General features: G+C 62.4%; 24 protein-coding genes and 1 tRNA gene. 6 read left to right on the top strand and 19 right to left on the bottom strand.

Features of this window, described 5'->3' with window-relative positions; all coding sequences use genetic code 11:
• Positions 1-36 precede the first annotated feature (36 nt).
• From EV663_RS03550 to iscR, 11 genes are all read right to left on the bottom strand, one after another.
• Positions 37-113, bottom strand: a tRNA-Arg gene (locus tag EV663_RS03550).
• Between the two features lie 156 nt (positions 114-269).
• A complete protein-coding gene (locus EV663_RS03545) occupies positions 270-1,490 on the bottom strand; it encodes a cysteine desulfurase (RefSeq protein ID WP_132950368.1) in 1,221 nt (406 codons plus the stop codon).
• Positions 1,483-2,085: a Yip1 family protein gene (locus EV663_RS03540; RefSeq protein ID WP_132950367.1), complete on the bottom strand. Its 603-nt coding sequence runs from the start codon at positions 2,083-2,085 to the stop codon at positions 1,483-1,485. The genes EV663_RS03545 and EV663_RS03540 overlap by 8 nt, the downstream gene beginning before the upstream one ends.
• 21 nt (positions 2,086-2,106) lie before the next feature.
• Positions 2,107-2,598: a YIP1 family protein gene (locus EV663_RS03535; RefSeq protein WP_132950366.1), complete on the bottom strand. Its 492-nt coding sequence runs from the start codon at positions 2,596-2,598 to the stop codon at positions 2,107-2,109.
• A gap of 4 nt (positions 2,599-2,602) precedes the next feature.
• Positions 2,603-3,892, bottom strand: coding sequence for a SufB/SufD family protein (locus EV663_RS03530; protein WP_132950365.1), 1,290 nt, complete (start codon positions 3,890-3,892; stop codon positions 2,603-2,605).
• Positions 3,892-4,647 carry a Fe-S cluster assembly ATPase SufC gene (gene sufC / locus EV663_RS03525; RefSeq protein WP_132950364.1) on the bottom strand — a complete coding sequence of 252 codons (756 nt, stop codon included), beginning with the start codon at positions 4,645-4,647 and terminating at the stop codon, positions 3,892-3,894. The genes EV663_RS03530 and sufC overlap by 1 nt, the downstream gene beginning before the upstream one ends.
• Before the next feature lie 12 nt (positions 4,648-4,659).
• Positions 4,660-4,971: a heavy metal-binding domain-containing protein gene (locus EV663_RS03520; RefSeq protein ID WP_132950424.1), complete on the bottom strand. Its 312-nt coding sequence runs from the start codon at positions 4,969-4,971 to the stop codon at positions 4,660-4,662.
• A 10-nt stretch (positions 4,972-4,981) separates the two neighbouring features.
• A complete protein-coding gene (locus tag EV663_RS03515; protein ID WP_132950363.1) occupies positions 4,982-5,245 on the bottom strand; it encodes a hypothetical protein in 264 nt (87 codons plus the stop codon).
• Complete coding sequence (gene sufB / locus EV663_RS03510; RefSeq protein ID WP_132950362.1) at positions 5,245-6,768, bottom strand: Fe-S cluster assembly protein SufB; 1,524 nt, start codon at positions 6,766-6,768, stop codon at positions 5,245-5,247. Before sufB ends, EV663_RS03515 begins: the two co-directional genes overlap by 1 nt.
• A 51-nt stretch (positions 6,769-6,819) precedes the next feature.
• Complete coding sequence (locus tag EV663_RS03505) at positions 6,820-7,869, bottom strand: cysteine desulfurase family protein (protein ID WP_132950361.1); 1,050 nt, start codon at positions 7,867-7,869, stop codon at positions 6,820-6,822.
• An 81-nt stretch (positions 7,870-7,950) separates the two neighbouring features.
• Positions 7,951-8,412: a Fe-S cluster assembly transcriptional regulator IscR gene (gene iscR / locus EV663_RS03500; protein WP_132950360.1), complete on the bottom strand. Its 462-nt coding sequence runs from the start codon at positions 8,410-8,412 to the stop codon at positions 7,951-7,953.
• A 154-nt stretch (positions 8,413-8,566) separates the two neighbouring features.
• Here iscR and EV663_RS03495 point away from each other — a divergent pair, with 154 nt between their 5' ends.
• The 6 genes from EV663_RS03495 to typA all read left to right on the top strand — a co-directional run bounded on the left by EV663_RS03495 (position 8,567) and on the right by typA (position 13,788).
• On the top strand, positions 8,567-9,220 hold the full coding sequence (locus tag EV663_RS03495; RefSeq protein WP_132950359.1) for an alpha/beta hydrolase: 654 nt from the start codon (positions 8,567-8,569) through the stop codon (positions 9,218-9,220).
• A 10-nt stretch (positions 9,221-9,230) separates the two neighbouring features.
• On the top strand, positions 9,231-9,458 hold the full coding sequence (locus EV663_RS03490; protein ID WP_132950358.1) for a hypothetical protein: 228 nt from the start codon (positions 9,231-9,233) through the stop codon (positions 9,456-9,458).
• Between the two features lie 119 nt (positions 9,459-9,577).
• Positions 9,578-10,792, top strand: a complete 1,215-nt coding sequence (locus EV663_RS03485; RefSeq protein ID WP_132950357.1) for an NADP-dependent isocitrate dehydrogenase — start codon at positions 9,578-9,580, stop codon at positions 10,790-10,792.
• Between the two features lie 158 nt (positions 10,793-10,950).
• Entirely contained in the window at positions 10,951-11,556 is a 606-nt protein-coding gene (locus EV663_RS03480) for a YitT family protein (RefSeq protein ID WP_132950423.1), read from the top strand.
• 11 nt (positions 11,557-11,567) lie between these two features.
• Positions 11,568-11,903: a DMT family transporter gene (locus EV663_RS03475; protein ID WP_132950356.1), complete on the top strand. Its 336-nt coding sequence runs from the start codon at positions 11,568-11,570 to the stop codon at positions 11,901-11,903.
• Positions 11,904-11,970: 67 nt separating this feature from the next.
• Positions 11,971-13,788 carry a translational GTPase TypA gene (gene typA / locus EV663_RS03470; RefSeq protein WP_132950355.1) on the top strand — a complete coding sequence of 606 codons (1,818 nt, stop codon included), beginning with the start codon at positions 11,971-11,973 and terminating at the stop codon, positions 13,786-13,788.
• A gap of 92 nt (positions 13,789-13,880) precedes the next feature.
• Here the strand turns inward: typA and EV663_RS03465 are convergent, their stop codons facing one another.
• The 8 genes from EV663_RS03465 to EV663_RS03430 form a co-directional block, all read right to left on the bottom strand.
• Complete coding sequence (locus tag EV663_RS03465) at positions 13,881-14,168, bottom strand: DUF1330 domain-containing protein (RefSeq protein WP_132950354.1); 288 nt, start codon at positions 14,166-14,168, stop codon at positions 13,881-13,883.
• Positions 14,169-16,826 carry an alanine--tRNA ligase gene (alaS, locus tag EV663_RS03460; RefSeq protein WP_132950353.1) on the bottom strand — a complete coding sequence of 886 codons (2,658 nt, stop codon included), beginning with the start codon at positions 16,824-16,826 and terminating at the stop codon, positions 14,169-14,171. It lies immediately after the preceding gene.
• A gap of 128 nt (positions 16,827-16,954) precedes the next feature.
• Positions 16,955-18,022, bottom strand: a complete 1,068-nt coding sequence (gene recA, locus EV663_RS03455; protein WP_132950352.1) for a recombinase RecA — start codon at positions 18,020-18,022, stop codon at positions 16,955-16,957.
• A gap of 144 nt (positions 18,023-18,166) precedes the next feature.
• Positions 18,167-20,482: a hybrid sensor histidine kinase/response regulator gene (locus EV663_RS03450; protein ID WP_132950351.1), complete on the bottom strand. Its 2,316-nt coding sequence runs from the start codon at positions 20,480-20,482 to the stop codon at positions 18,167-18,169.
• A gap of 61 nt (positions 20,483-20,543) precedes the next feature.
• On the bottom strand, positions 20,544-21,722 hold the full coding sequence (locus EV663_RS03445) for an RsmB/NOP family class I SAM-dependent RNA methyltransferase (protein WP_132950350.1): 1,179 nt from the start codon (positions 21,720-21,722) through the stop codon (positions 20,544-20,546).
• Between the two features lie 156 nt (positions 21,723-21,878).
• The gene (locus EV663_RS03440) at positions 21,879-22,790 is read right to left on the bottom strand and encodes an alpha/beta fold hydrolase (protein ID WP_132950349.1); all 912 of its coding nucleotides are present in this window, start codon (positions 22,788-22,790) and stop codon (positions 21,879-21,881) included.
• 30 nt (positions 22,791-22,820) lie between these two features.
• Entirely contained in the window at positions 22,821-24,425 is a 1,605-nt protein-coding gene (locus EV663_RS03435; protein ID WP_132950348.1) for an alkaline phosphatase family protein, read from the bottom strand.
• 27 nt (positions 24,426-24,452) lie between these two features.
• Complete coding sequence (locus EV663_RS03430; RefSeq protein ID WP_132950347.1) at positions 24,453-24,728, bottom strand: phosphopantetheine-binding protein; 276 nt, start codon at positions 24,726-24,728, stop codon at positions 24,453-24,455.
• Positions 24,729-24,753 lie beyond the last annotated feature (25 nt).

The following is a 24,753-nucleotide window of genomic DNA, read 5'->3' as shown; positions in this document are numbered from 1 at the left end:
CGCGGCCTAAGCCGTTGTCATTCAGGGATTTTTGGGTGGCGCACCCGAGAGGATTCGAACCTCTGGCCTCTGCCTTCGGAGGGCAGCGCTCTATCCAGCTGAGCTACGGGTGCCTATGACGGCCGTATAGGCCAAAGCGAGATTGGGCGCAAACGGTTTCGGGCCGTGTTTCGTCCGGTTTTCCTTCCTCTAACCGCCCGGTTTTGGTGGGTCGGGCAAGGCAATTGGAACGGGCGTCATAAGTGACCAAAACCGGCACAGGCGGCGCCTCAGGCAAACAGATCGTGACACAATTCCAACGCCTCTACCAGCTTATCTGCCTCGGCGCGGGTGTTGTACATCGCGAAGGAAGCCCGGCAGGTGGCGCCGACCCCCAAGTGCTGCATAAGCGGCCCCGCGCAATGTTGCCCCGCGCGCACGGCAACGCCTTTCTTGTCCAGAACGGTCGATATGTCGTGGGCATGGGCCGTCCCCTCGATCGTGAACGAAAATATTGCGCCGCGATTGTCGGGCCGCCCTTGCACCTGCAACCAGTTGAGACCGGAGAGCCGCTGCATCGTATAGGCGGTCAGGTCGCGTTCATGCGCGGCGATGGATTCCATACCGATACCCATCATGTAGTCCAGCGCAACACCGAGACCGATCTGTTGAACGATGCCGGGCGTGCCCGCCTCGAATTTCATCGGCGGGTCGTTATAGATCACGCGGTCGCGATACACTTCCCGGATCATGTCGCCCCCCCCGAGGAAGGGGCGCATCTCGGCCTGCCGATCCTTGCGAATGAAGATGCCACCAGAGCCGGATGGCCCATAGAGCTTGTGCCCGGTGATGACGTAGAAATCAGCCCCGATCGCCTGCACATCCACGGGCATGTGTACCGCTGCCTGGCTTCCGTCGACGAGAACCGGCACACCCTTTTCATGCGCGCCCTTGACGATGGCGCTCACGTCGACAACCGTGCCCAGAACGTTGGACATATGGGTCACGGCGACCAACCGGGTGCGCGGGCCGATCGCGTCGATCATCGCCTGCGGGTCCAGATTGCCCTGCGCGTCGGGTTCCACCCATTTCAGCACGACGCCCTGGCGTTCGCGCAGGAAGTGCCAGGGCACTATATTGGCATGATGTTCCATCACGCTCAGAACGATCTCGTCGCCTGCGCTCAGAAGCGGCGCGGCCCAGCCGTAAGAGACCAGGTTGATCCCCTCGGTGGCGCCGCTGGTAAAGACGATCTCGGATTCGTCGCCGGCATTCAGGAACCTTGCGATGATACCGCGCACGGCCTCGTAGCGGTCGGTGGCGATGTTCGACAGGGTATGAAGGCCGCGGTGAACATTGGCGTATTCTTCGGCATAGGCCCGAACGACCGCATCGATCACGACCTTGGGTTTTTGCGCCGAGGCCCCGTTGTCGAGATAGACCAGGGGCTTGCCGTTAACCTCGCGGTCGAGGATCGGGAAATCGGCCCTGATCGCATCGACGTCAAACATCGGGGAGTGCTCCTTGCAGGGTGACGCCCAGCAGCGACATGATCAGGCTGATACCGAAGACGATGCCGACCATCGAGGCCATGATTCCGAAAAATGTGCGCAAGGCCGAGGCATAGCCATGCAGAACCGTCACAAAATGACTGAGCAACCAGAAGAACAGGCCGATCCCCAGCATGCCGATCAAGCCCGCAAGCGGAGGAAAAACGATAAGGAATACCGTTTGCGCGACCTGCAAGAGCATCATGATGAATTGAAGCCAGACGGTCAGCGTCATCGCACCGGCGAAATCGCCATGCCCGCCGAAGCCCCGACCGATGAAATGGATGGCATAGACCATCACCACCAACAGCCCGCCCTGAACCACGGCGGTCAAGAGTGGATTGGCGGAAAAGACGGGCAAAAGTGGATCGACAGGCGCAGGCACCGCGATCTCGCCAAGGGCGGTCAAAAGAACGCTGACGACCACTACGAGAACCAGCGCCTGCCATAACAGCCCCTCGGACAGGTTCAGAGCCAGAACGCGGCGCGCACCCTCGCGCGGATCCGAAACCGTGTCTCGCGCAAGGCGTATCAGAAAAACAAGACTACGGGTCATCGGATGCTCTTTCGTTGCGGATCAGGCGCGGCCGAGTTCTTCGGCCTCGGCCAGAGACAACAGCCAGATCGCCAGAAACGCAACACCAAGCAGGGTCGCAACAAGGTTCAAGGCACTACCCGCCCCAATGAAACCGGCCACCAAGCCCTGCAACAGCCACAGCGGCGCGGTACTGAGCAATGTCCAGAACAGAGCCAACCGTGCACCGTACCACGTGCCCCTTCCCCCCAGCATCCTCACAAACAGGTGGCTGAACGCAGCAACACCATAGAAAAAAAGCGGCGCGAGGAACAGCCAGCCAAACAGGGCGCCACCCAAAAGCGCCTGCAACGGCACCGAGTCATCGAAAAACGATTGCCGAGCGAGGCGCGGCCATTGGGCGACGAATATGATGCCGCAAGCCAACAACAAAAGCACGATTGCCCGGTCCTCGCGCTGACCGGCATCCAGCATTTTTCGCATCGTGGCGCGCGGGGCGCGCCAGGTGCTCACGATATCGCGGGTAACTGACATCTGTTCAGCCCCGATGCCGCGACAGCCAGCGCGACAATCGCGTGACGATTTCTTCGCGGATTTCCTCGGCCTCGATTTCCTCGATCGCCTCGGCAAGGAAAGACAGCACCATCAAGTCCACCGCCTCGGCCCGGGGCACCCCGCGCGAGCGAAGATAGAACAATGCCGTTTCGTCGATGGCACCGCAGGTCGACCCATGCGAACAGGCAACATCGTCGGCATAAATTTCCAGTTCCGGCTTGACCAGGAATTGGCTGTCCTCGTCCAGAAGGAGCGATTGGGAAATCTGGTAACCGTCGGTTTTCTGCGCGCCGGGCTGAACGAGGATCTTTCCCTGAAACACGCCGGTTGCGCCGTTTTTCAGAACTTTCTTGAAAACCTGCCGGCTTTCGCACTGCTCGGCGTCGTGGGTTATAAAGACCGTGTCGTCATGATGGAAATCTGGCCCGTCACCCAGGCAGGCGCCGGCCACATGGGCCACGCCATGATCGCCCATCAGTTCGATGACGCATTCGTTGCGGGTCAGAACCCCGTTCACGGTCAGGGTAAAGGACTTGAATACGCTCTCCCGACCGAGGCGGGCAAACATGTGCGTCACCGCCCGGCGGTCATGATCGCGCCCCTGAGACCGGACATGGTGGAACGTACCGCCATCGGCAATATCGACCTCCATCACCTTGTTGAACCGCGCCGCCGCCGGCCCGTTTTCGAGAATGGTCAGATCGGCGCCGGGTTCGACCTTGATGACGTGATGCAGTATCGCATCTGAACAGTCTGATTTATTAAGATAAATCAGGTTCACCGGCTTGGCCGCCCTGGCGGTTGCGCGGATCAAGACCCCGTCCGTCGCAAAGGCGGTATTCAGCGCAGCAAGCGGGCGCTCGACCGGCTCGTGGCCATGTGCCTCCAGCGTGCCATAAAGATCCGCCGCCCAATGAATATTCTGATCCTGCGCTTCTGCCAGGCGGGTAATTTCGACACCGGCCAGCACCGGATCATCCGATGCCGCGGCGTCGAATACCCCGTCGACAAAGACAAGCCGAACGCGATCCATTTCGTGAAAGACCGGTGTCTTTTGCGTCGGGTGGTGTCGCGAGGGATGCGGATCTGGCGCGATCAGGTCGCCCGGATTGGTAAAGCGCCAATATTCGTCGCGCCGGCCCGGCAGCCCCATCGCCTGAACCCGCGCAAGCGCCGCGGCGCGCGGAAGCGCGCTCCAGCCGGCGGCCTCGGGCATGGCCAATCCGGCAAGACGCTCTTGGGTGGCGGTCAGTTTCGCCTGCGGCAAGGCCATCACGCGGCCTCCTCGATCAGGTCGGCATATCCGTTCTTTTCGACCTCAAGGGCCAGTTCCGGACCGCCTGTCTTGATGATCCGACCATTGGCCAGAATATGAACGACGTCGGGCACGATATGATCCAGCAGGCGCTGGTAATGGGTGATGACGAGAAAGGCACGATCAGGGCTGCGCATCGCGTTTACGCCATCGGCCACCAGCTTCATCGCGTCAACGTCAAGCCCTGAATCGGTCTCATCGAGGATGCACAGCTTGGGCTCAAGCATCGCCATTTGAAGGATCTCGTTGCGTTTCTTCTCGCCGCCGGAAAAGCCCATGTTGACCGGCCGTTTCAGCATCTCGGCATCAATCTTCAGCTCTTTCGCCTTCTCGCGCACCACCTTCAGGAAGGTCGCGGCGTCCATCTCGGCCTCGCCACGCGCCTTGCGCTGGGCGTTCACGGCCGTGCGCAGAAAGGTCATATTACCCACACCGGGGATTTCCACGGGATACTGGAACGCAAGGAACAAGCCCGCCGCCGCGCGTTCCTCTGGCTCCATTTCCAGGATGTCCTGCCCGTCAAGCTCCGCCGCACCCTCGGTAACTTCGTATCCATCGCGCCCCGACAACACGTAGGACAGCGTGGATTTGCCCGACCCGTTCGGCCCCATGATCGCATGCACCTTTCCCGCCTCGACGGTAAGGTTCAGACCTTTGAGGATTTCCTTACCCTCTTCCTCAAGAGAGGCTCTCAGGTTTTTGATTTCCAGCATTTTTCCTATCCCTTACTCAATCGTGACGGCGGTGCCCGAGGCCGACACCATCAGCATGTTGTTGATCACTTCGTAGTCGAGATCGACGCCGACGACGGCATTCGCGCCCATCGTGCGGGCACGGTCTTCAAGTTCGCGCAGCGCCGTCGCGCGGGCCTCGCCCAGCGATTGTTCATAGGCGCCCGACCGGCCGCCGATGATGTCGGTGATCCCGGCAAAGATGTCCCGGAACACGTTGGCGCCCAAGATCGCCTCGCCCACGGCGATGCCGTGATAGGCGGTGATGGTCCTGCCCTCGACCGAGGGTGTGGTGGTCACGATCATCGTATCTTCCTCAGTCATCATCACACCAGCGCCAGTTACCGTTCGTCTTGCGCCGGGCGATCACGACAAACCCAAGCGCCAGAACGGTAGTCAGCACCAAATACAGCGCCACCTGCCAGAACAGCGCCACACCCAGCCGCCCCAACGGTCCGAAAACCGCTATCGCCACAAGCCCCAGCAGCAGCGAAAAAACAACCACCGCCGCCCAGCCCTTCCAGTTTGCCGGGAAAGCACCATAGCCATGCGTCTTTGGCACAAACCACGACGAGCCCATCAGCCGACGCTTCCCTCCAAGGAAATGGCCACCAGTTGCTGCGCCTCCATCGCGAATTCCATCGGCAGGGCCTGCAGAACCTCCTTGCAGAAGCCGTTGACGACAAGCGCGACTGCCTCTTCCTCGTCCATCCCGCGCGAGCGGCAATAGAAAAGCTGGTCGTCGTCCACCTTGGAGGTCGTCGCCTCGTGTTCCACCCGGGACGAGTTGTTGCGCACCTCGATATAGGGAACGGTATGCGCCCCGCACTTGTCCCCGATCAACAGGCTGTCGCACTGGGTATAGTTGCGGCTGTTCTTGGCCTTGGGATGCATCGAGACCAGCCCGCGATAGGTGTTCTGCGCATGGCCCGCGCTGATCCCCTTGGACACGATGCGTGACCGCGTGTTTTTGCCCAGGTGCACCATCTTGGTGCCGGTATCGGCCTGCTGCCAGTTATTGGTGATCGCGATCGAATAGAATTCGCCCTGGCTGTCGTCGCCCCGCAGGATGCAGGAGGGGTATTTCCACGTCACCGCCGAGCCGGTTTCCACCTGCGTCCACATCACCTTGGACCGGTCGCCCCGGCAATCGGCGCGCTTGGTGACGAAGTTGTAGATGCCGCCCTTGCCATTCTCGTCGCCGGGATACCAGTTCTGCACGGTCGAGTACTTCACCTCGGCATCGTCCAGCACCACGATCTCCACCACCGCGGCATGCAGTTGCGCCACGTCGCGCTGGGGCGCGGTACAGCCCTCTAGGTAACTCACATAGGCACCCTTGTCGGCGATGATCAGAGTGCGCTCGAACTGGCCGGTGTTCTCGGCGTTGATGCGGAAATAGGTCGACAGCTCCATCGGGCAGCGCACGCCCGGCGGAACATAGACGAACGACCCGTCCGAGAAGACCGCGCTGTTGAGCGTGGCATAGAAATTGTCCGATTGCGGCACGACGCTCCCGAGGTATTTCTTCACCAGCTCGGGGTGCTCGCGGATCGCCTCGGAAATCGAGCAGAAAATGACGCCCGCCTTCTTGAGTTCCTTCTGGAAAGTCGTGCCCACACTGACCGAATCGAACACCGCGTCCACGGCCACCTTGCGGCCCTCGGCGGGCGCGTCCTCGGCGCCCTCGACACCGGCTAGGATCATCTGCTCCTTCAGCGGGATGCCGAGCTTCTGGTAGGTTTCCAAAAGCTTGGGATCGACCTCGTCCAGCGACTTGGGCTTGGTCTCCATGCTCTTCGGGCGGGCGTAATAATACTGCTTCTGGAAGTCGATCTCGGGATAGTCGACCATCGCCCAGTCCGGCTCCTCCAGTTGCTGCCAGCGCCGGAACGCAGCCAGCCGCCACTCGGTCATCCACTCGGGTTCGTCATTCTTGGCCGAAATCAGACGAACGATATCTTCGTTCAGCCCCAACGGCGCATAGTCCATCTCGATCTCGGTATCCCAGCCATACTTGTACTTGCCGGCCATGGACTGGACCGTTTCCACGGTCTCCCGGTCGACGCCTTCTTTCACCTCGGCCTTGTCGATAGCAGCCATCGTCTTCGTCGCCTCTCTGTCCGGGCCCGCACACGGACCACCTGTCATCGTTCAGCCCGCGCGGGCCCTGAATTTCCGTTCAGCCGCGAGCCAGGCCTCGGCAAAACACAAAACTTCCTGCTCTGACGTGCCGGGCCCAATCGAGACCCGGATCGCCGAGGCCGCCGCTTCCGCATCAAACCCCATCGCCCTCAGCACGCGGCTTTCGCGCAACTTACCCGAAGAGCAGGCCGACCCTGCGGAAACCGCGAACCCGGCCAGATCCATCTGCATCACCTGCGTCTCGCCCTTCCATCCCGGCGAAACCAGGCAAGAGGTATTGGGTAGCCTGCGCTCATCTTTCCCGACAAAAATAGTATTATTTGCCCCGGCCTCAATAGCTTTTTCTAGAATATTTCTAAGTTGCTCAACTTTTAACCAGTTTTCCGCGTCCAAGTCGCTTGCAGCAGCTTGCGCCGCAGCACCGAACCCCGCGATGCCGACAACATTCTCGGTTCCAGCGCGTCGCCCCATCTCCTGGCCGCCACCGCGCAGTCGCGCCTCAAGGTCGAGGCCGCGCTTCATCACCAGCGCGCCAACCCCCTTCGGCCCGCCGATCTTGTGCGCCGAGACCAGCGCAATCTCGCAGCCCAGCCAGTTGAATGCAAAGGCAAGCTTGCCGAACCCTTGGGTCATGTCGCACACCGCAACGCCCTGCGGCATGTTCTGGATGACGCCGGTTTCCGAGTTGGCTAGCTGCAACGCTGATCTCGCCGGATCGCGCAGGTATACTCGCCCATTACCATCGACATCGAGGCAAGAGTCGACCCAGGCCGAAACCGCGTCATGCTCTACATCGCCGGCCTCCAGACCCCGCCCAGCACAGGCCAATGCCGCGGCCTCGGTCGCACCCGAGGTAAACACGATCTCGGCGCCCTCCGCTCCAAGCGCGGCCGCCACCTGCGCGCGCGCGCGTTCGACGATGCCCCGCGCCGCACGCCCCTCGGCATGCACGCTGGAAGGGTTGCCAACCACGTCCATAGCCGCGATCATCGCCTCGCGCGCCTCGGGACGCAACGGCGCGGTTGCATTCCAGTCCATGTAGATCCGCCCGGGCTTCATCCTGACATCCTGTCCTGCTTTGGAGGGAAATATCCCGGGGGAGTCCGCGGGCCCCGCCCGCGGACGGGGGCAGCGCCCCCCCTATCCCTCGTCCACCACCTCGAAAAGCGCCGGCACCGCGGGGCATGGTGCCAGCGCATTGCCCGTCACGTCCGATAACCGTGTCTGGTGCAGGAACACGTAGACATGGGCGCTCAACCCCTCCCACAGCCGGTTGGTAAGCGATTGCGCCCTGGTGCCCGAGCTACCGCCCGAGGCGCCAGCGCCGGTATGCATCGCGCTCACGGTCTCATCGACCGCCCCCAGGACCTCGGCCACCCGGATCTCCGATGCAGGCCGCGAAAGCCGGTAGCCGCCACCGGGTCCGCGCACCGACTCCACCAACCCGGCCCGGCGCAGCTTGACGAAAAGCTGTTCCAGGTACGGCAGCGATATCTGCTGGCGCCGCGAGATCTCCGACAAAGAGACCAATGCATCGGCGGGCTGCAATGAAAGATCGACCAGCGCGACCATCGCGTAACGCCCCTTTGTGCTGAGTTTCATCGCTGCGATCCTGCAAATGGTTGACGCGATGCGGCCGGGTCATTACCTCGGACGCACCCTTGATCCGGCACGGCGCCGGGACAGACCCGTTTCTAAGTAGCCCAAGCGATTTCGTCAAGAATTCGACGGCACCGCCAGTTGAGAAGAACAGAACATGCCCGAGGTCATATTTCCCGGTCCCGAAGGCCGTCTCGAAGGCCGCTATCACGCGCACAAGGAAAAGGACGCGCCCATCGCGATCGTCCTGCACCCCCATCCGCAATTCGGGGGCACGATGAACAACCGGGTTGTCTACAACCTGCATTACGCCTTTCACGGGCTCGGTTTCAACGTGCTGCGCTTCAACTTTCGCGGCGTCGGTCGCAGCCAGGGTGAGTACGACCAAGGCATCGGAGAATTGTCGGATGCGGCGGCGGCGCTGGATTACCTGCAATCGATGAACCAGAACGCCAAGCATTGCTGGGTCGCAGGCTTTTCCTTCGGAGCGTGGATCGGCATGCAGTTACTGATGCGCCGGCCCGAGATCACCGGTTTTGTCTCGGTCGCACCGCCCGCGAACATGTACGATTTCTCTTTCCTCGCCCCCTGCCCCAGTTCGGGCCTGGTTATCAACGGCACCGCCGACCGCGTGGCGCCCCCCGCCGACACGCTGGCCCTTGTCGACAAGCTTCACGAACAAAAGGGCATCACCATTACCCATGAACAGATCGAAGGGGCCGATCACTTCTTCCAGGAACCTCACATGGATCCGATGGTCGAACATGTGAGAGCCTATGTGAAACGGCGCCTGACCGAAGGGACTCGCTGAGGAGGGCGCGATGGGCGTCATCGAGGACTTGGCGGATGCGCTGGCCCGAGACACGTTGGCCGCAGCCGAAGAATTGGACGACGAGCGACTGATCCGTGACGTGTCAGAGGCCATCGGCGCCTCGTCCCCCACCACGCAAGAGGCGTTCATGACCGCCATCCGCATCCGTACTGCCGAGATGCGGGGACGAAAATTGCTGGAAGCAAGGATTGCCCGCGCGCGTCAACAGGGCGTCTGATCGGGCGATCCCGTTCGGCATTCAAAGGTATGCCTTCGCATACCATCTTTCCCCATCTTCGTCTTTGCGCTATCACGCTGGGAAAATCGCGATTCACGCGCCAAAACGAGGGTCAGTTCATGTCCAAGATCAAAGTCGAAAACCCGGTCGTCGAGCTTGACGGCGACGAGATGACCCGGATCATCTGGGATTTCATCAAGAAAAAGCTGATCCTGCCTTACCTCGACGTCGATCTTCTCTATTACGATCTGGGCATCGAGGAACGCGACCGTACCGACGACCAGATCACCATCGACGCGGCTGAAAAGATCAAGGAAATCGGCGTCGGCGTGAAATGCGCCACGATCACCCCTGACGAGGCCCGGGTCGAGGAATTCGGCCTGAAAAAGATGTGGCGCAGCCCCAACGGCACGATCCGCAACATCCTGGGCGGCGTGGTGTTCCGCGCCCCGATCATCTGCAACAACGTGCCGCGCCTGGTGCCCGGCTGGACCAAGCCCATCGTCATCGGCCGTCACGCCTTCGGCGACCAGTACCGCGCCACGGACATGAAATTCCCCGGCCCCGGCACGTTGTCGATGAAATTCGTCGGCGAGGACGGCACCGTGATCGAGGAAGAGGTGTTCAAGGCGCCCTCCTCGGGCATCTACATGGGCATGTACAACCTCGACGACTCGATCCGCGATTTCGCGCGGGCATCCATGAACTACGCGCTGTCAATGGGCTGGCCGCTGTACCTGTCGACCAAGAACACCATCCTGAAACAGTATGACGGCCAGTTCATGATCCTGTTCCAGCAGGTGTTCGACGAGGAATTCGCAGACAAGTTCAAGGAAGCGGGGATCACCTACGAACACCGCCTGATCGACGACATGGTCGCCTGCGCCATGAAGTGGAACGGCGGTTTCGTCTGGGCCTGCAAGAACTACGATGGCGACGTGCAATCGGATACCGTGGCGCAGGGCTTCGGCTCGCTCGGCCTGATGACCAGCCAGCTGATGACCCCAGACGGCCGAATCGTCGAATCCGAGGCCGCGCATGGCACCGTCACCCGCCACTATCGCCAGCACCAGAAGGGCGAGGCGACCTCGACCAACTCGATCGCGTCGATCTTTGCCTGGACAGGCGGCTTGAAGCACCGCGCCAAGCTGGACGGCAACGACCAACTCACGCATTTTGCCGAAACGCTGGAAAAGGTCGTCGTCGAGACCGTGGAATCGGGCTTCATGACCAAGGATCTGGCTTTGCTGGTCGGTCCCGATCAGAAATGGCTGACCACGATGGGCTTCCTCGAAAAGGTCGACGAGAACCTGAACAAGGCACTGGCGGGCTGACACGCGCCAAGCCAAAACCGGGGCCGGCCATCGCGCCGGCCCTTTTTTGTTGATGCCGCCTTGCCGTGCAGACCGCTCATCCCGTGGGCGGCGCACATCCCGCCCGGATCGGGCTTGCCTCTGGACAAGCCCACCGGTTTCGCGCCATGCCCTTGCCCATGCAGGATTCCGTCGCACGCCATAGCCTGATCGAGGATGTGCAGGGCCTTTTCGTGGGCACGCTGCTGGTTGCGCTGTCTGTCCAGCTTTTGAAAAGCGCGGACCTTGTGACCGGTCAGATTGCCGGGCTGTCCCTGGTGGCCTCCTATGCCAGCGGGATCGGCTTTGGCCCGATTTTCTTTGCGCTCAACCTTCCTTTTTACGTGCTGGCGCTGCGTCGGCTGGGTTGGCGTTTCACGCTAAAGACCTTTGCAGCGGTCGCGCTCTTGTCGCTGTTCACCGAAGTTGTGCCGCATTTTCTGAGTTTTGAAACGGTTCATCCGCTGGCCGGATCAATCCTTGCAGGCGTTACCGCGGGTGCGGGCCTTCTGGCGTTATTTCGCCACGGCGCCAGCCTGGGCGGTGTGGGCATCGTGGCGCTCTGGGTGCAGGACACGCGCGGGATAAGCGCAGGTTGGGTGCAGCTCGGATTTGACGCGGCAGTCTTTGCACTTGCTCTTGGCGTCATCGCGCCGCTCACGGTTTTTCATTCCCTTGTCGGTGCCGCCGTCCTCAACATCATTATCGCAACCAACCATCGACGCGACCGCTATATCGCGCGCTGAGGGTCCGCACCATGCCGAAATCCTACTTGTTCCTGTTGCTGGCCATCCTTACCGAAACCGCCGCCACATCGGCGTTGCAAGCCAGCCAGCAGTTCACGCGTCTTCTGCCCAGCGTCATTGTCGTGGCCGGTTACGCGCTATCTTTTTATTTCCTGTCATTTGCCCTGCGCACCATTCCGGTCGGGGTCGCCTACGCGATATGGTCGGGGCTGGGCGTCGTTCTGATCGCCGCCATCGCCTGGGTTGTCTTTGGCCAGCGTGTCGACCTGCCCGGCGCAATCGGCATGACGATGATCGTAGGCGGCATCACCGTGATCCATCTCTTTTCGAAAACCAGCCCGCATTGATCATTCGCGCTGGCCTTTTGATGCGAAACACCCTATCGGCAGGACAATCCCAAAAAGGCAGACGAACATGGACCTTCGCAACATCGCGATCATCGCGCATGTCGATCACGGCAAGACCACCCTGGTGGACCAGCTTTTGAAACAATCCGGCGCTTTCCGCGAGAACCAGACCGTCGCGGAACGGGCGATGGATAGCAACGACCTGGAACGCGAACGCGGCATCACAATCCTGGCCAAAGCCACAAGCGTCGAGTGGGACGGCCACCGCGTCAATATCGTCGACACCCCCGGCCACGCGGATTTCGGCGGCGAGGTCGAACGCATCCTCAGTATGGTCGATGGCGTGGTGCTCTTGGTGGATGCAGCCGAGGGGCCGATGCCCCAGACCAAGTTCGTGACCTCAAAGGCACTTGCGTTGGGGCTACGCCCGATCGTGGTGGTCAACAAGGTCGACAAGCCCGATGCCGAGCCAGACCGCGCGCTGGACGAGGTGTTCGACCTCTTCGCCAATCTCGGCGCCACGGATGAACAGCTCGATTTCCCGCATCTCTATGCTTCTGGCCGTTCTGGCTGGGCCGATACGACGCTGGACGGGCCGCGCAAGGATCTCCACGCGCTGTTCGACCTCGTGCTTGATCACGTTCCCGCGCCGCGGCAGCTTGCCCATATCGACGAACCCTTTCGCATGCTGGCCACCACGCTGGGCGCGGACCCGTTCATCGGGCGCGTGCTGACCGGCCGGATCGAAAGCGGCCGTGTGAAACCGGGCGACCAGGTCAAGGCCCTTACGCGGACGGGCGACCTGATCGAGAATTTTCGCGTGACCAAGGTACTGGCCTTTCGCGGCCTTGGCCAACAGCCCATCGACGAGGGTGAGGCAGGCGATATCGTCACGCTCGCGGGGATGTCCAAGGCGACCGTGGCCGACACGCTCTGTGCGCCGGCCATCGATACGCCGCTACCTGCCCAACCCATCGACCCGCCGACCATCAGTGTTACCTTCGGCATCAATGACAGCCCGCTGGCCGGGCGCGACGGCAAGAAGGTGCAATCGCGCGTGATTCGCGAGCGGCTGATGAAAGAGGCCGAGTCGAACGTGGCGATCCGCGTGTCCGATACGCCCGGCGGCGAGGCCTTCGAGGTCGCGGGCCGGGGCGAATTGCAAATGGGCGTGCTGATCGAGAACATGCGCCGCGAGGGGTTCGAATTGTCGATCTCGCGCCCACAGGTGCTGATGCGTGAGGAAAACGGACAAAAGCTGGAACCGATCGAGGAAGTCACCATCGACGTGGATGACGACTATTCCGGCGTCGTCATCGAGAAACTGACCGGTGTCCGGCGTGGTGAGATGGTCGAGATGCGCCCGGCAGGCGCCGGCAAGACCCGGATCGTGGCCCATGTCCCCTCGCGGGGATTGATTGGGTATCACGGCGAGTTCATGACAGACACACGCGGCACCGGCGTACTGAACCGCGTTTTCCATGACTGGGCACCGCACAAGGGCCCGATCCCTGGCCGGCGGGCGGGGGTGCTGATTTCGATGGAGGATGGCACCTCGGTCGCCTATGCACTGTGGAACCTGGAAGAACGGGGGCGGCTATTCATCGGGGCACAGGCCCCGGTCTACCAGGGGATGATCATCGGCGAGCATTCCCGTGACAACGACCTGGAGGTCAACCCGCTCAAGGGCAAGAAACTCACCAACGTCCGCGCGTCGGGCACCGATGACGCGGTGCGCCTGACCACGCCGGTTACCATGAGCCTGGAAGAGGCAATCGCCTATATCGATGATGATGAACTGGTAGAGGTCACGCCCAACGCGGTGCGGCTGCGCAAGCGGTTTTTGGACCCGCACGAGCGCAAGCGTGCGGCCCGGAGCAGCTGACGATTTTCACCTGGAAAATTGCGGGCCTGCGGCCCGTTTGGGGTATTTTTTCCAAGAAGAAGAAAGGGCTGGGGTAAATCACCCCGGCCCTTTTACTCGCTGGTTTCGACGATCAGCAACTCCCGTTCCGAGGCGCCGCGGGCATGATCGAGCGCCGTTTGGTAGTCTGGCGAGTGGTAACAGGCCTCTGCGGCCTCGACGGACGGAAACCAGGCGACCACGTTGCGCGCCCGTTCATGGCCCTCGAGCTGAACGAAGCGGCCGCCGCGCGCGATGAAGCGGCCATCATGTTTCGCAATCGCGGGCCCAGCAAGTTCCGCATAGCGGGCATAGGCCTCGGGATCGGTGACGGTGACATGGGCAATCCACAGAGCAGGCATCTATGACCCCAGCACCGCCTGCGCAGCCTTTATCGCGGCCTCCGCATTAGTGCTGTCCTTGCCGCCGCCCTGTGCCATGTCGGGCCGTCCGCCACCGCCCTTGCCGCCCAGTTCGGCCACCGCAGCCCGCACCAGATCGACCGCCGACAGCTTGCCGGTCAGGTCGTCGGTCACGCCGGCCGCCACCGCGGCCTTGCCGCCCGCCTCGGCGATCAGCAGCACCGCGCCCGAGCCGAGCCGCGCCTTGTGCTCGTCGATCAAGGGCGGCAGGTCCTTGCCCGACACCCCCGACAGCACCTGCGCGAAGAACGGCACGCCGCCGACCTGCCGCGTTTCGGGCGCCGCGCCGCCCGGCCCCGCCATCGCAAGCTCGCGGCGCAGGGAAGCTACTTCCGTTTCCAGCGCCCGTTTCTCCTTCTTTAGGCTGGAAACGCGAGCACTCATCTCTTCGGGCAGACAGCCAAGATCGAGCGTCAGGCGATCAAGGATCAACAGATGCTTGCGAATGTCGGTTATCGCATCCTGCCCGGTAATTGCTTCGATGCGTCTCACACCCGCAGCAGAAGCGTTCTCAGATAGGATCAGGAATTGCCCGATATCGCCGGTCTGGCGCACATGGGTGCCGCCGCAGAGCTCGATCGACCAGGTGTTGCCGTCGTGGCCCTTGCCGGTCGCGGCGCGGCCCATCGAGACCACGCGCACCTCGTCGCCGTATTTCTCGCCGAACAGCGCCTGCGCGCCGATGGCGCGGGCGTCGTCCGGCGTCATGATCCGGGTTTCCACCGCCGAGTTCTGCCGGATGAAGGCGTTGACCTCGGATTCCACCGTCGCCAGTTCCTCCGCGCTCATCGCCTTGGCATGGCTGAAATCGAAGCGCAGCCGGTCCGGCGCATTCAGCGAGCCCTTTTGCGCGACATGATCGCCCAAGGTCTGGCGCAGGGCCTCGTGGAGCAGGTGAGTGGCCGAATGACTGGCGCGGATTGCGCCGCGACGGGCGTGATCGACACGCAGTTCCAGCGCGTCCCCCATGCAAAGCACGGCCTTTTCGGGCCGCACCTTGTGGGCGAACAGCCCGCCGGGCATCTTTTGCGTATCGATAACCGCACCCGCCCCATCGGGCTTAAGATAGGTGCCACTATCGCCCACCTGGCCGCCCGATTCACCGTAGAACGGGGTCTGGTTGACCACCATCCACCCCTCGCCGCCCTCGGGGAGGGAATCGACGGCCCGGCCATCGACAACCAGCGCCATGACCTGGCCCTCTGCCACCTCGGTGTCATAGCCCAAAAACTCGGTGGGGGCGATGCGTTCGGAAAGCTCGAACCAGATGCGCGCCTCTTTCGCCTCGCCCGAACCGGTCCAGGCGGCACGGGCCTTGGCCTTTTGTTCGGCCATCGCCGCATCAAATCCCGCGACATCCACCCCGCGCCCCTGTTCGCGCAACGCATCCTGGGTCAGGTCGAGCGGAAAGCCATAAGTGTCATAAAGCCGGAACGCCGCAGCCCCCGGTAGCGGCGCACCCTCAGGCAGGCGCGCCAGTTCGTCATCAAGCAAACGCAGCCCGCGATCGAGCGTCTGGATGAACCGGGTTTCTTCAAGCACGAGCGTTTCCTCGATCAGGGCCTGCGCACGTCCGAGTTCGGGATAGGCCGCGCCCATCTGGGTGACCAGCGCGGGCACCAACCGGTGCATGACCGGGTCTTTTGCGCCCAAGAGGTGCGCATGCCGCATCGCCCGGCGCATGATCCGGCGCAGCACGTAGCCACGCCCCTCGTTGGAGGGCATCACCCCATCGGCGATCAGAAAAGAGGTCGAGCGCAGGTGATCCGCAATCACCCGGTGATGCACGTTGCCCGGCCCGTCGGGTTCGGACGAGGTGGCATTGGCGGACGCCTCGATCAGCGCCCGCATCAGGTCGGTGTCGTAATTGTCGTGCTTGCCCTGCAACAGCGCGCCGATGCGCTCAAGCCCCATGCCGGTATCGATCGATTGGGCTGACAGATCGCGGCGGGTGCCATCGTCGAACTGTTCGTATTGCATGAAGACGAGGTTCCAGATCTCTATGAACCGGTCACCGTCCTCGTCCTTGCTGCCCGGCGGGCCGCCCCAGATATGATCACCGTGGTCGAAAAAGATCTCGGTGCAGGGGCCGCAAGGGCCAGTATCGCCCATTTGCCAGAAATTATCATTGGTGGGGATGCGGATGATCCGGTCATCGGGCAGGCCAGCCACCTTTTTCCAGATCGCCGCGGCCTCGTCATCCGTGTGGTAGACGGTCACCAGAAGCCGCTCGGCAGGGATGTCGAAATCGCGCGTCAGCAATTCCCAGGCAAAGGGGATGGCCTGTTCCTTGAAATAATCGCCAAAGCTGAAATTGCCGAGCATTTCAAAGAAAGTATGATGGCGCGCGGTATAGCCGACATTATCCAGGTCGTTATGCTTGCCCCCTGCGCGCACGCATTTCTGTGCGGTGGTGGCGCGCTTGTAATCGCGGTGCTCGACCCCGGTAAACAGGTTCTTGAACTGAACCATGCCGGAATTGGCGAACATCAGCGTGGGGTCGTTGCGCGGCACGAGGGGGGAACTTTCGACCACCTTATGGCCGTTCCGTTCGAAATAGCTCAGGAAGGTCGAACGAATTTCGTTCAGGCTGGGCATGTGCAACGGGCCTTTCGGACACGGGTTCGGAAATATCGTCGGCCCGATGTATCGCCGTGCGCCGGGGCTGTCCATGCCTTACGAAAAGGCCGGGCCTAGCTGGCCCGGCCTGACGGGGTCAAAGGCTCTCAGGATTCCATGACCGAGTCGTCATCCTCACCGGCACTGAAATCCAGGCCGTGCGCGGCGCGGATCTTGTCCTCAATCTCAAGTGCGACAGAGGTGTTTTCCTTGAGGAAGGTCTTGGCGTTCTCACGTCCTTGCCCGATGCGTTCATCGCCGTAAGAATACCATGCGCCTGACTTGTCCACGACACCGGCCTTGACGCCCAGGTCGATCAACTCGCCCGTCTTCGAAATGCCTTCCCCATACATGATGTCGAATTCGACCTGCTTGAAGGGCGGCGCGACCTTGTTCTTGACCACCTTGACGCGCGTCGTGTTGCCAACGACCTCGTCGCGATCCTTGATCGACCCGATACGACGAATATCCAGCCGCACGGAGGAGTAGAACTTGAGCGCGTTGCCGCCTGTCGTCGTCTCGGGGCTGCCGAACATCACGCCGATCTTCATCCGGATCTGATTGATAAAGATCACCATGCAGTTCGACCGCGAAATCGAACCAGTCAACTTGCGCATCGCCTGGCTCATCAAGCGGGCCTGCACGCCAACACTCGAATCCCCCATGTCGCCTTCAAGCTCGGATTTCGGGGTAAGCGCGGCCACCGAATCGACAACCACCATGCTGACCGCGCCCGAGCGCACCAGCGTGTCGACGATTTCCAGCGCCTGTTCGCCGGTATCGGGCTGCGAAATCAGCAACTCGTCCAGATCGACGCCCAGTTTGCGCGCATAGATCGGGTCCAGCGCGTGTTCGGCATCGACAAAGGCGCAAACGCCACCTTTTTTCTGTTCTTCCGCTACGCAATGCAGTGTCAGCGTCGTCTTGCCAGAGCTTTCCGGGCCATAGATCTCCACGATCCGACCCTTCGGCAGGCCGCCGATCCCCAGCGCGATATCCAGGCCCAGCGACCCGGTCGAGGTCGCCTCTATCTCGGCAACGGGGTTATCGGCCCCCAGCCGCATGATCGAACCCTTGCCGAATTGGCGCTCGATCTGCGCCAGCGCGGATTCAAGGGCCTTTTGTTTGTCGGAATTACGCTTGTCTGCCATATCCAGGAGGTTCGCTGCGGCCATGTGTTTCATCCTTATTTCACACCCGTCGCCGGGCGGCAATGACTGCTCTTGATCACCTTTTGTTCACCCTACTAATGGGACCAAAAAGAGAACATTTCAACAGAATTCTCGACGCGATCTTCGCGGCATGTGGTTAACAGGCAGTTACGATCCATCGCGTCCTGCCCGGATTCCCCGCCTGACAGCCGCTGCCAGCATTTCCAGGGAAAACGGCTTTTGCAGGAATTCCGCCTTATCCAGCCGCAAACGTGCCTCGCGCATCGAATCCTCGGCATGGCCGGACATGAACAGCACAGGAAGGCCAGGACGGCGGATACGGACCTCGGCGGCGAGGGTGGGGCCGTCCATCTCAGGCATCACCATGTCAGTGACCAGGATATCGGGCGCAAGTGCGTCATCCTCTAAAAGATCGAGCGCGTCCTCGCCATTCGCGGCCTCAAGAACGGTGTGCCCCTTCAGCCGCAGAGCCCGCACAGCAAAGGCCCGCACCGGCGCCTCGTCCTCAACCAACAGCACGACGCCACCTTCTTGCGGGTCTTCCTCGGCGCCGGGATCGACAGGGGCCTGCGCGACAACGGGGCCCATATGGGCCGGCAGATAGACCGAAAAACAGCTTCCTTGCCCCGGCACGCTTTCAACGAAGATGAAACCGCCGGTCTGCTTTATGATCCCATAGGCCGTGGACAGGCCCAGTCCGGTGCCCTCTCCGGTGCGCTTGGTCGTGTAGAAAGGTTCGAATATCTTGGACAGCTTGTCAGGCGCAATCCCCAGGCCGTCATCACTGACATGGATCACCGCATAGGCGCCGGGCGGAACTTCGGCGCGGTCGCGCCGTTCTGGCGCGGAAAGATGCAAGAACTCGGTTTCAAGCCGAATGATGCCGCCGTCCGGCATCGCATCGCGGGCATTGACGACGAGATTCATCACCACCTGCTCTAGCTGGCGCTTGTCGGCGCGCACCGGGGGCAGGTCGGGAGCGTGGCGCATGCGCAGACGAACCCGTTCTCCGACAAGACGATCAAGCAAGTGGCCCAACTCGCCCAGCGTGTCGCGCAGATCCAGAACCTCTGGACGCAGGGTCTGCTTGCGCGAGAAGGCCAGAAGCTGCCCCACGAGGCTGGCGGCGCGATTGGCGTTCTGATGGATCTGAACGAGATCGCCGTAATCGGGGTCGCCCGCATCATGGCGTAACATCAACAGGTCGCAATGACCCGAGATAGCAGTCAGCAGATTATTGAAATCATGTGCTATTCCTCCGGCCAACTGGCCGATCGCCTGGGTCTTCTGGCTTTGGGCAAATTGTGCCTCAAGCGATTTCATCGCGGTCACGTCATCCAGCACCGCGACCAGGCCGCCGCCTCGACCATGCCGATCGAGCGTGATCCGCAGGTAGGTATCCCGATCCGGCAAGGCGGCGCGCACGACCTCGCCGCGGCTGGGTGCGCGGCCCTCAGCCACGGCATCCAGCCAGTCGCGGATCGGACGGCCCAGCCCCTCAAGCAGGTCGCACAGATTGGCCGGAATCCCCGGTGCAAGCTCCAAAAGCTGTCGCGCCCGACCATTGGCAAAACGCACGTGACCGTCACGTTCGAGTTCCAAGAGCGCCACCGGCAGCGTTTCCAGCAAAGCCTGTTCTCCGGCTTCGGACTCCGCCGGCCCAAGACCGCAGGCAATCGGCGGCGGTGCGCTTGGCAGAAGGTAGATCTCGTCGGTATCGGGTCCAACGGCCAGGCGAAGCCCCCCTCGCCAAACGCGCCCGTCCGCCGTGTCGAGCCCGGTCGCGACAACCTCGTCCGGCGGCAACCCGTCCAGCCCCAACTCCGCCGTGGTTTGCGGCACCCCGCCCACAAGCGCCCGAGCGGCCGGATTCACCGACAGCACCACCCCCCCGGTCGTGGCCCGCAGCATCGGCAGGCCCGCAGGCGACACCCAGTCGCCCCCTCCGTCAAACCGCCACAGATAAGCCCGCGCACTCGCACGGGTGACGCTGACGCGCAACGTACCCTGCGGGCTACGGCACAGGCGCGTGGCGGCCCCGCCCTCCGACGCGCGATCCAGCAACTCGGAAATCGCACGGGCGGGATCGGCGAAAACCGCCCCCAACGCCTCGCTCAAGGCATGGCCCCGACTGACCGGAAGCCGGTGCCGTGCCTCGACGGTGGACAGATGGACCCGCCCCCCTGCATCGGTCACGATACAGGCCCCGCTTTCGCCCGAGATCAATCCGGCAAGCTTGCGCCGCCCCAAAGGCCCCGACGGCGCCCCCGCCACGCGCAGCACTACCCCCAGTGCAACCAATGCCCCCGCAGCGGCCAGCAAGGGCATCCCGATCACATCGGGGGTAAAGAAAACACCCAGGATCGACAGCAAGGATGCAGACAGGAACAACCACAAAGACGCATCCCCCCGCGTGATGGGGTCGCGAGCCAAGGCCGCGAGGGCGGTGACGTGGCGATGCAAGGCGGACTCCGATCGAGACCAGGATTGAGAGCGAGTGTTGCGCCAAGGTATTAATCCCCGGTTAACACTCCCCCGTCTCCCGTCGCAGTACCGCGGCAAAGAACCCGTCCCCACCCTCAAGCGGGCTAAACTGCCGTTCGGCTTCGACCCGCCAGGCCGGATTGCGTTGCACGAAAGCGTCGATCTGTGCGCCGTTCTCTGCAGAAATCAGCGAACAGGTCGCATATCCCAGTGCCCCACCCGGCCCGACCAGGCCCGCCGCTCGATCAAGTATCGCGGCCTGAACGTCGGTCAAGCGCGCCAGATCATCGGGCGTCATGCGCCACTTGGCCTCGGGGCTGCGGCGCCACGCACCAGAGCCCGAACATGGCACATCGCACAGGACCAGATCAAAAAGCCCGGCATCTTGTGGCCGGGCGGCTATGGTGACCCGCACCCCCGCCCGATTTGCCCGGTCAGGCAGATCACGCATCCGCTCGGGCGCGGCATCATGGGCAAAGAACGCCCCCTCTCCCCGCGCAGCCAGCGCCAGGGTCTTTCCTCCGCCGCCCGCGCAGTAATCCAGAAAACGTCCACCCGGGATCAGCGGCATCATGTCCGCCACCGCCTGCGAGGCCGCGTCCTGCAACTCGACCAAGCCATCGGCAAAGGCCCGTCCGGCCTGGATACGCCGGGCATTCGACGTTACCTCGAGCGCCGTCGGTGACAGGGGATGAGACCGCGTTTCTATCCCCTCGGCGGCCAGCGTGGCGCGGGCCTGCTCAAGCGACGCAAGCCGGGTATTGACGCGCAGGAAAACCGGTGCGCGGTCCTGTAGCGCATGCATCACGGGCAGGAAATCCCGGCCAAGACTGTCGCGCAGGACCGGGGCCAACGCCTCTGGGCAATCGCACCCGACCAGTTCGGGCAGGTCGTCGGGCGCAAGGCCTGCATTCCATTCGGCCTCGCAAAGCGGCGCAGGCCCATAGCCCTCGCCCGTGAACAGCACGTTGAGATCCTCGCCGCGGGCCCGCATCAATCCGATCATCATCGCGCGCCCGGTTTGCGCCCCTCCCAGCGCCGCGACCGACCGACACCGTCGCAACGCGTCGAAGACAAGATCGCGTATCGCCGCCCGGTCACGCGCCCCGGCATAGCGGTTCGCGCGGGCCCAGTTGGTCAACAGCCGCTCGGCCGGCGCACCGGCCAGCCACTCATCCAGCAGCCCGATCGCCGCCGCCACCCGCGCGGCCGGGGTCATGATGACCGCCCGAAAACTGGCGCAAACCGAAGGCCCACCTGCCCCGCACTGCCGCTCATGACTGTCGCAAGGATGCGGTTCACCTCTGTCTCCTGCACCGTGAAATTTCCGTCATGTGCGATTAGCGAAATTTAAGGCATTGCGAAAGATGCCCACTCAAACACCCTTCAGCCGCCCGGTATTGACCGCGTGCAGGAAACGCACAGTTGGCCGCAGGAACAGGCGCGGGCGCGACATCGGAAAAAAATGCCCCATATCGGGAATTTCACGCAAAACGGTCGTCGGGCAAAGTTCATGCAGCGCGCGCGCCGAGGCCAGCGTGCTGGATTTTGCCCCGACCAGGATCAGCATCGGCAGAGACAGCCGCCCCAGATCCTGCGCGCCAAAGCTGTCCCCCTCGCGCAGCGCATCGACGAAGGCCGCACGTTCGGCAAGCTGAACCCATTTCTGTGCGTTTCGCCGTGAACGAAACAGCCCGGGATGATGATAGATCGCCGAAAGCAGATCCCCCGCCTCATCCCCCGCGGCGAGTTGGATTCTTGCCACGGTGCGCAGGTAATCGACCCCGTCATCGGCATTTGAGATCTGGCCTGCATCGATGCCAAGGCTGCGCAGCCGACGTATCAGGCCGGGCGGCAGGGCCTTGGCCGGCACGGCGATGTCAAGTTTTTGTTGCAAGGGGCGCACGCGCACATCGGCAAGAACAAGGCTTTGCACCCGCTCGGGGGCCTTCAAGGCAGTATAAAGCGCGATCATGCCGCCAAAGGAATGGCATACGATATTGGCCCGCGGGATTTCGTGCGCATCCATCACCGCAAGCAGATCTGCGCTCATGCGATCCAGACCAAAGCCGGTTTCGGGTGTATCGCTCTTGCCGTGGCCGCGCAGGTCGTAGACCAGGCACGGACCCAGACCGGTCAAAACCTGCACCCCTGCCGCGTACCAAAAGGCCTGCGAGGCGGCGAGACCATGAACAAAGACCATCGGGGCCTGACCCGCCGGTCGCCTGCTCCGCTGTGGGATCAGGGTGGCATGCAGGCGCACGCCGCCCACGTCGATCATCGCCATCGCGCGCCCCCCGGCCCAAGCGCCCGGCTGTCAGTCCTCAAGATAGCCAAGCAGACGAAGCTGGGCCAGAACCTCTTCGCGTTGATCCTCATCAGCCTCGTCGCCATCATGCGCGGGCGTGCCATCCTGCGCGGCGGTCTGCCCGCCGATCCTGACCGGGTGTTCCGTCAGCCAGGCGCCATCGAACAAATCATCCGGCACCCTGCCCTCGAAATCGGCCGGAATATCCAGTCCCAAGCCGTGTGCCACGATTGCAGTCGTGTCAACGATCGACAGCACCGCACCCTGCGCGCGACGCACGCCAGGACCGGTCATTATGAAAATGCCGTCGGGGTGATGCGTGCCCATCGGCACCGGGCGGGTAACCACGGCGGGCGCGAGGTTACGCACCGACACAAATCCGTGATCCGACAGCACCAGCGTAAGATCCGGGGCCTGTCCCATCGCGGGTCCGGGAAAGGCGTCCTCGCGCTTGAGAACCTCGCGGATCACAGCCTCGCCGGTCTCGGGATCGCGAAGCGCCAGCAACTCGGCGATCAAGCCGGCGCGAAAGCTCTCGTATTCGGCGGGATCGACGCCACCGGGATTCTTGTCAGACTTCACCCGGATCACCACCCCGTTGGACGAGGGCGTCGGGCAATAGGCGCGGGTCCGTGTCCAGTCGAGATTGGCAAAGTTGGCAAGGTCCCGGCGACGCGCAGCCTCTGACCCGTCATGCGCACGCCATGCCAAGACCCCCAAAGATTCAAGATATTTGTTGATGCGCACGACTTTTTCGGCCCCGGTAAAGCCGTGATCTGACACGATCACGAACTGACAATCCGGCCCCGCGGCCTGGTGCAATTCGCGAATATAACCGTCCAACCCGCGGAAATAATCCAGAACCAGCGCTCGCACCTTCTTGCGGCCATGCGATGCCTCTGACGGGTTCCAGTACCTGGGGTCCAGCACGTGCCAGGCCTGGTGCTGGATCTTGTCGGTTCCGTCCAGCATCAGCGCCATCAGGTCAGGATTGTCCTCGCGCAGCAGATGCAGACCGATGTTGAACCACTGGTGGTCGCGCGGCAGGTGCTTTTCGACCCAGTCATGGAGTTCGTCATCGGGCATCACGTCGCCGATCTGGCTTTCACGTTCGAAATCCCACGACATTTCGCGTGGGTCGAACCCGTCCAGCGTCTTGATCCGGTCGTAAAGTTCGCGCGGCCAGGTGTTGCGGCGCAGGTGTTTCCAAGACACGAACCCGGGCACCAGCGCGCCGTTGACCTCTTGGGGGGGGGCCATCATCGGGAAATTCAACGAGGCCACCGTCTTTCCCGCACGGCCCGCAATCTGCCACAACGTCTCGCAGCGGATGTCACGGGAATCGTAAAGCGTGAAATAGATGTCGTCGCCCATATCCTCGAAACGGACGAAATCGTAGATGCCGTGATGGCCGGGCGTGCGCCCGGTGCAGACCGAGGTCCAGGCCGGAGGGGTCAGGGGATGGGCTGTTGAGCGCAAGGTTGCCGAGTAACCGTCTGCAACAAGGCCGGCAAGATAGGGCATCACCACCCCTTCATCCGCCGATCCGTCGATCAGCGGGCGCAAAACGGTATAGCTCGCCCCGTCAAGGCCAAGAAGAAAGGTCTGGGTCACGTCGGAATCTCCCCGGGCTTGAACGGATCAGGCGGCGATCTTGGCGGCAACGAAATCCTGGACTTCGCGCAGGGACAGATCGTCGATATATCGGCCATCGCGCATCAGCAGGTCCTGGAACCCCAGCTTGCGCCCGCCAAGTGCGCTTTCGATGGCGACGGTCAACTGGATCACGTCGATCGAGTCGAATTCAAGATCCTCGACGATCCGGGTCTCGGGCTTGATCTCGGCCTCCAGGCCCCAATCTTCGATGAATTCTTCCAGCGTGGCTTGCACCAGCGCCCTGACTTTGGCGGCATCCATGCCCGTCTACTCCTGCATTCGAACG

The organism is Rhodovulum bhavnagarense (assembly GCF_004343505.1).
In the GTDB taxonomy this organism is placed as follows: domain Bacteria; phylum Pseudomonadota; class Alphaproteobacteria; order Rhodobacterales; family Rhodobacteraceae; genus Rhodovulum; species Rhodovulum bhavnagarense.
Note: the sequence above shows the minus strand (reverse complement) of the source record. Positions and strands in the feature narration are given on the sequence as shown.

Coding starts and splice junctions, on each gene's coding strand:
- EV663_RS03445 (WP_132950350.1), bottom strand. CDS start 21,722: ATGACCCCGGCCGCGCGGGTGGCGGCGGCGATCGGGCTGCTGGATGAG.
- EV663_RS03530 (WP_132950365.1), bottom strand. CDS start 3,892: ATGGCCTTGCCGCAGGCGAAACTGACCGCCACCCAAGAGCGTCTTGCC.
- iscR (WP_132950360.1), bottom strand. CDS start 8,412: ATGAAACTCAGCACAAAGGGGCGTTACGCGATGGTCGCGCTGGTCGAT.
- EV663_RS03485 (WP_132950357.1), top strand. CDS start 9,578: ATGTCCAAGATCAAAGTCGAAAACCCGGTCGTCGAGCTTGACGGCGAC.
- EV663_RS03480 (WP_132950423.1), top strand. CDS start 10,951: ATGCAGGATTCCGTCGCACGCCATAGCCTGATCGAGGATGTGCAGGGC.
- alaS (WP_132950353.1), bottom strand. CDS start 16,826: ATGCCCAGCCTGAACGAAATTCGTTCGACCTTCCTGAGCTATTTCGAA.
- typA (WP_132950355.1), top strand. CDS start 11,971: ATGGACCTTCGCAACATCGCGATCATCGCGCATGTCGATCACGGCAAG.
- EV663_RS03545 (WP_132950368.1), bottom strand. CDS start 1,490: ATGTTTGACGTCGATGCGATCAGGGCCGATTTCCCGATCCTCGACCGC.
- EV663_RS03465 (WP_132950354.1), bottom strand. CDS start 14,168: ATGCCTGCTCTGTGGATTGCCCATGTCACCGTCACCGATCCCGAGGCC.
- EV663_RS03515 (WP_132950363.1), bottom strand. CDS start 5,245: ATGGGCTCGTCGTGGTTTGTGCCAAAGACGCATGGCTATGGTGCTTTC.
- EV663_RS03540 (WP_132950367.1), bottom strand. CDS start 2,085: ATGACCCGTAGTCTTGTTTTTCTGATACGCCTTGCGCGAGACACGGTT.
- EV663_RS03440 (WP_132950349.1), bottom strand. CDS start 22,790: ATGGCGATGATCGACGTGGGCGGCGTGCGCCTGCATGCCACCCTGATC.
- EV663_RS03505 (WP_132950361.1), bottom strand. CDS start 7,869: ATGAAGCCCGGGCGGATCTACATGGACTGGAATGCAACCGCGCCGTTG.
- EV663_RS03430 (WP_132950347.1), bottom strand. CDS start 24,728: ATGGATGCCGCCAAAGTCAGGGCGCTGGTGCAAGCCACGCTGGAAGAA.
- recA (WP_132950352.1), bottom strand. CDS start 18,022: ATGGCCGCAGCGAACCTCCTGGATATGGCAGACAAGCGTAATTCCGAC.
- EV663_RS03495 (WP_132950359.1), top strand. CDS start 8,567: ATGCCCGAGGTCATATTTCCCGGTCCCGAAGGCCGTCTCGAAGGCCGC.
- sufC (WP_132950364.1), bottom strand. CDS start 4,647: ATGCTGGAAATCAAAAACCTGAGAGCCTCTCTTGAGGAAGAGGGTAAG.
- EV663_RS03490 (WP_132950358.1), top strand. CDS start 9,231: ATGGGCGTCATCGAGGACTTGGCGGATGCGCTGGCCCGAGACACGTTG.
- EV663_RS03535 (WP_132950366.1), bottom strand. CDS start 2,598: ATGTCAGTTACCCGCGATATCGTGAGCACCTGGCGCGCCCCGCGCGCC.
- EV663_RS03520 (WP_132950424.1), bottom strand. CDS start 4,971: ATGATCGTGACCACCACACCCTCGGTCGAGGGCAGGACCATCACCGCC.
- EV663_RS03475 (WP_132950356.1), top strand. CDS start 11,568: ATGCCGAAATCCTACTTGTTCCTGTTGCTGGCCATCCTTACCGAAACC.
- sufB (WP_132950362.1), bottom strand. CDS start 6,768: ATGGCTGCTATCGACAAGGCCGAGGTGAAAGAAGGCGTCGACCGGGAG.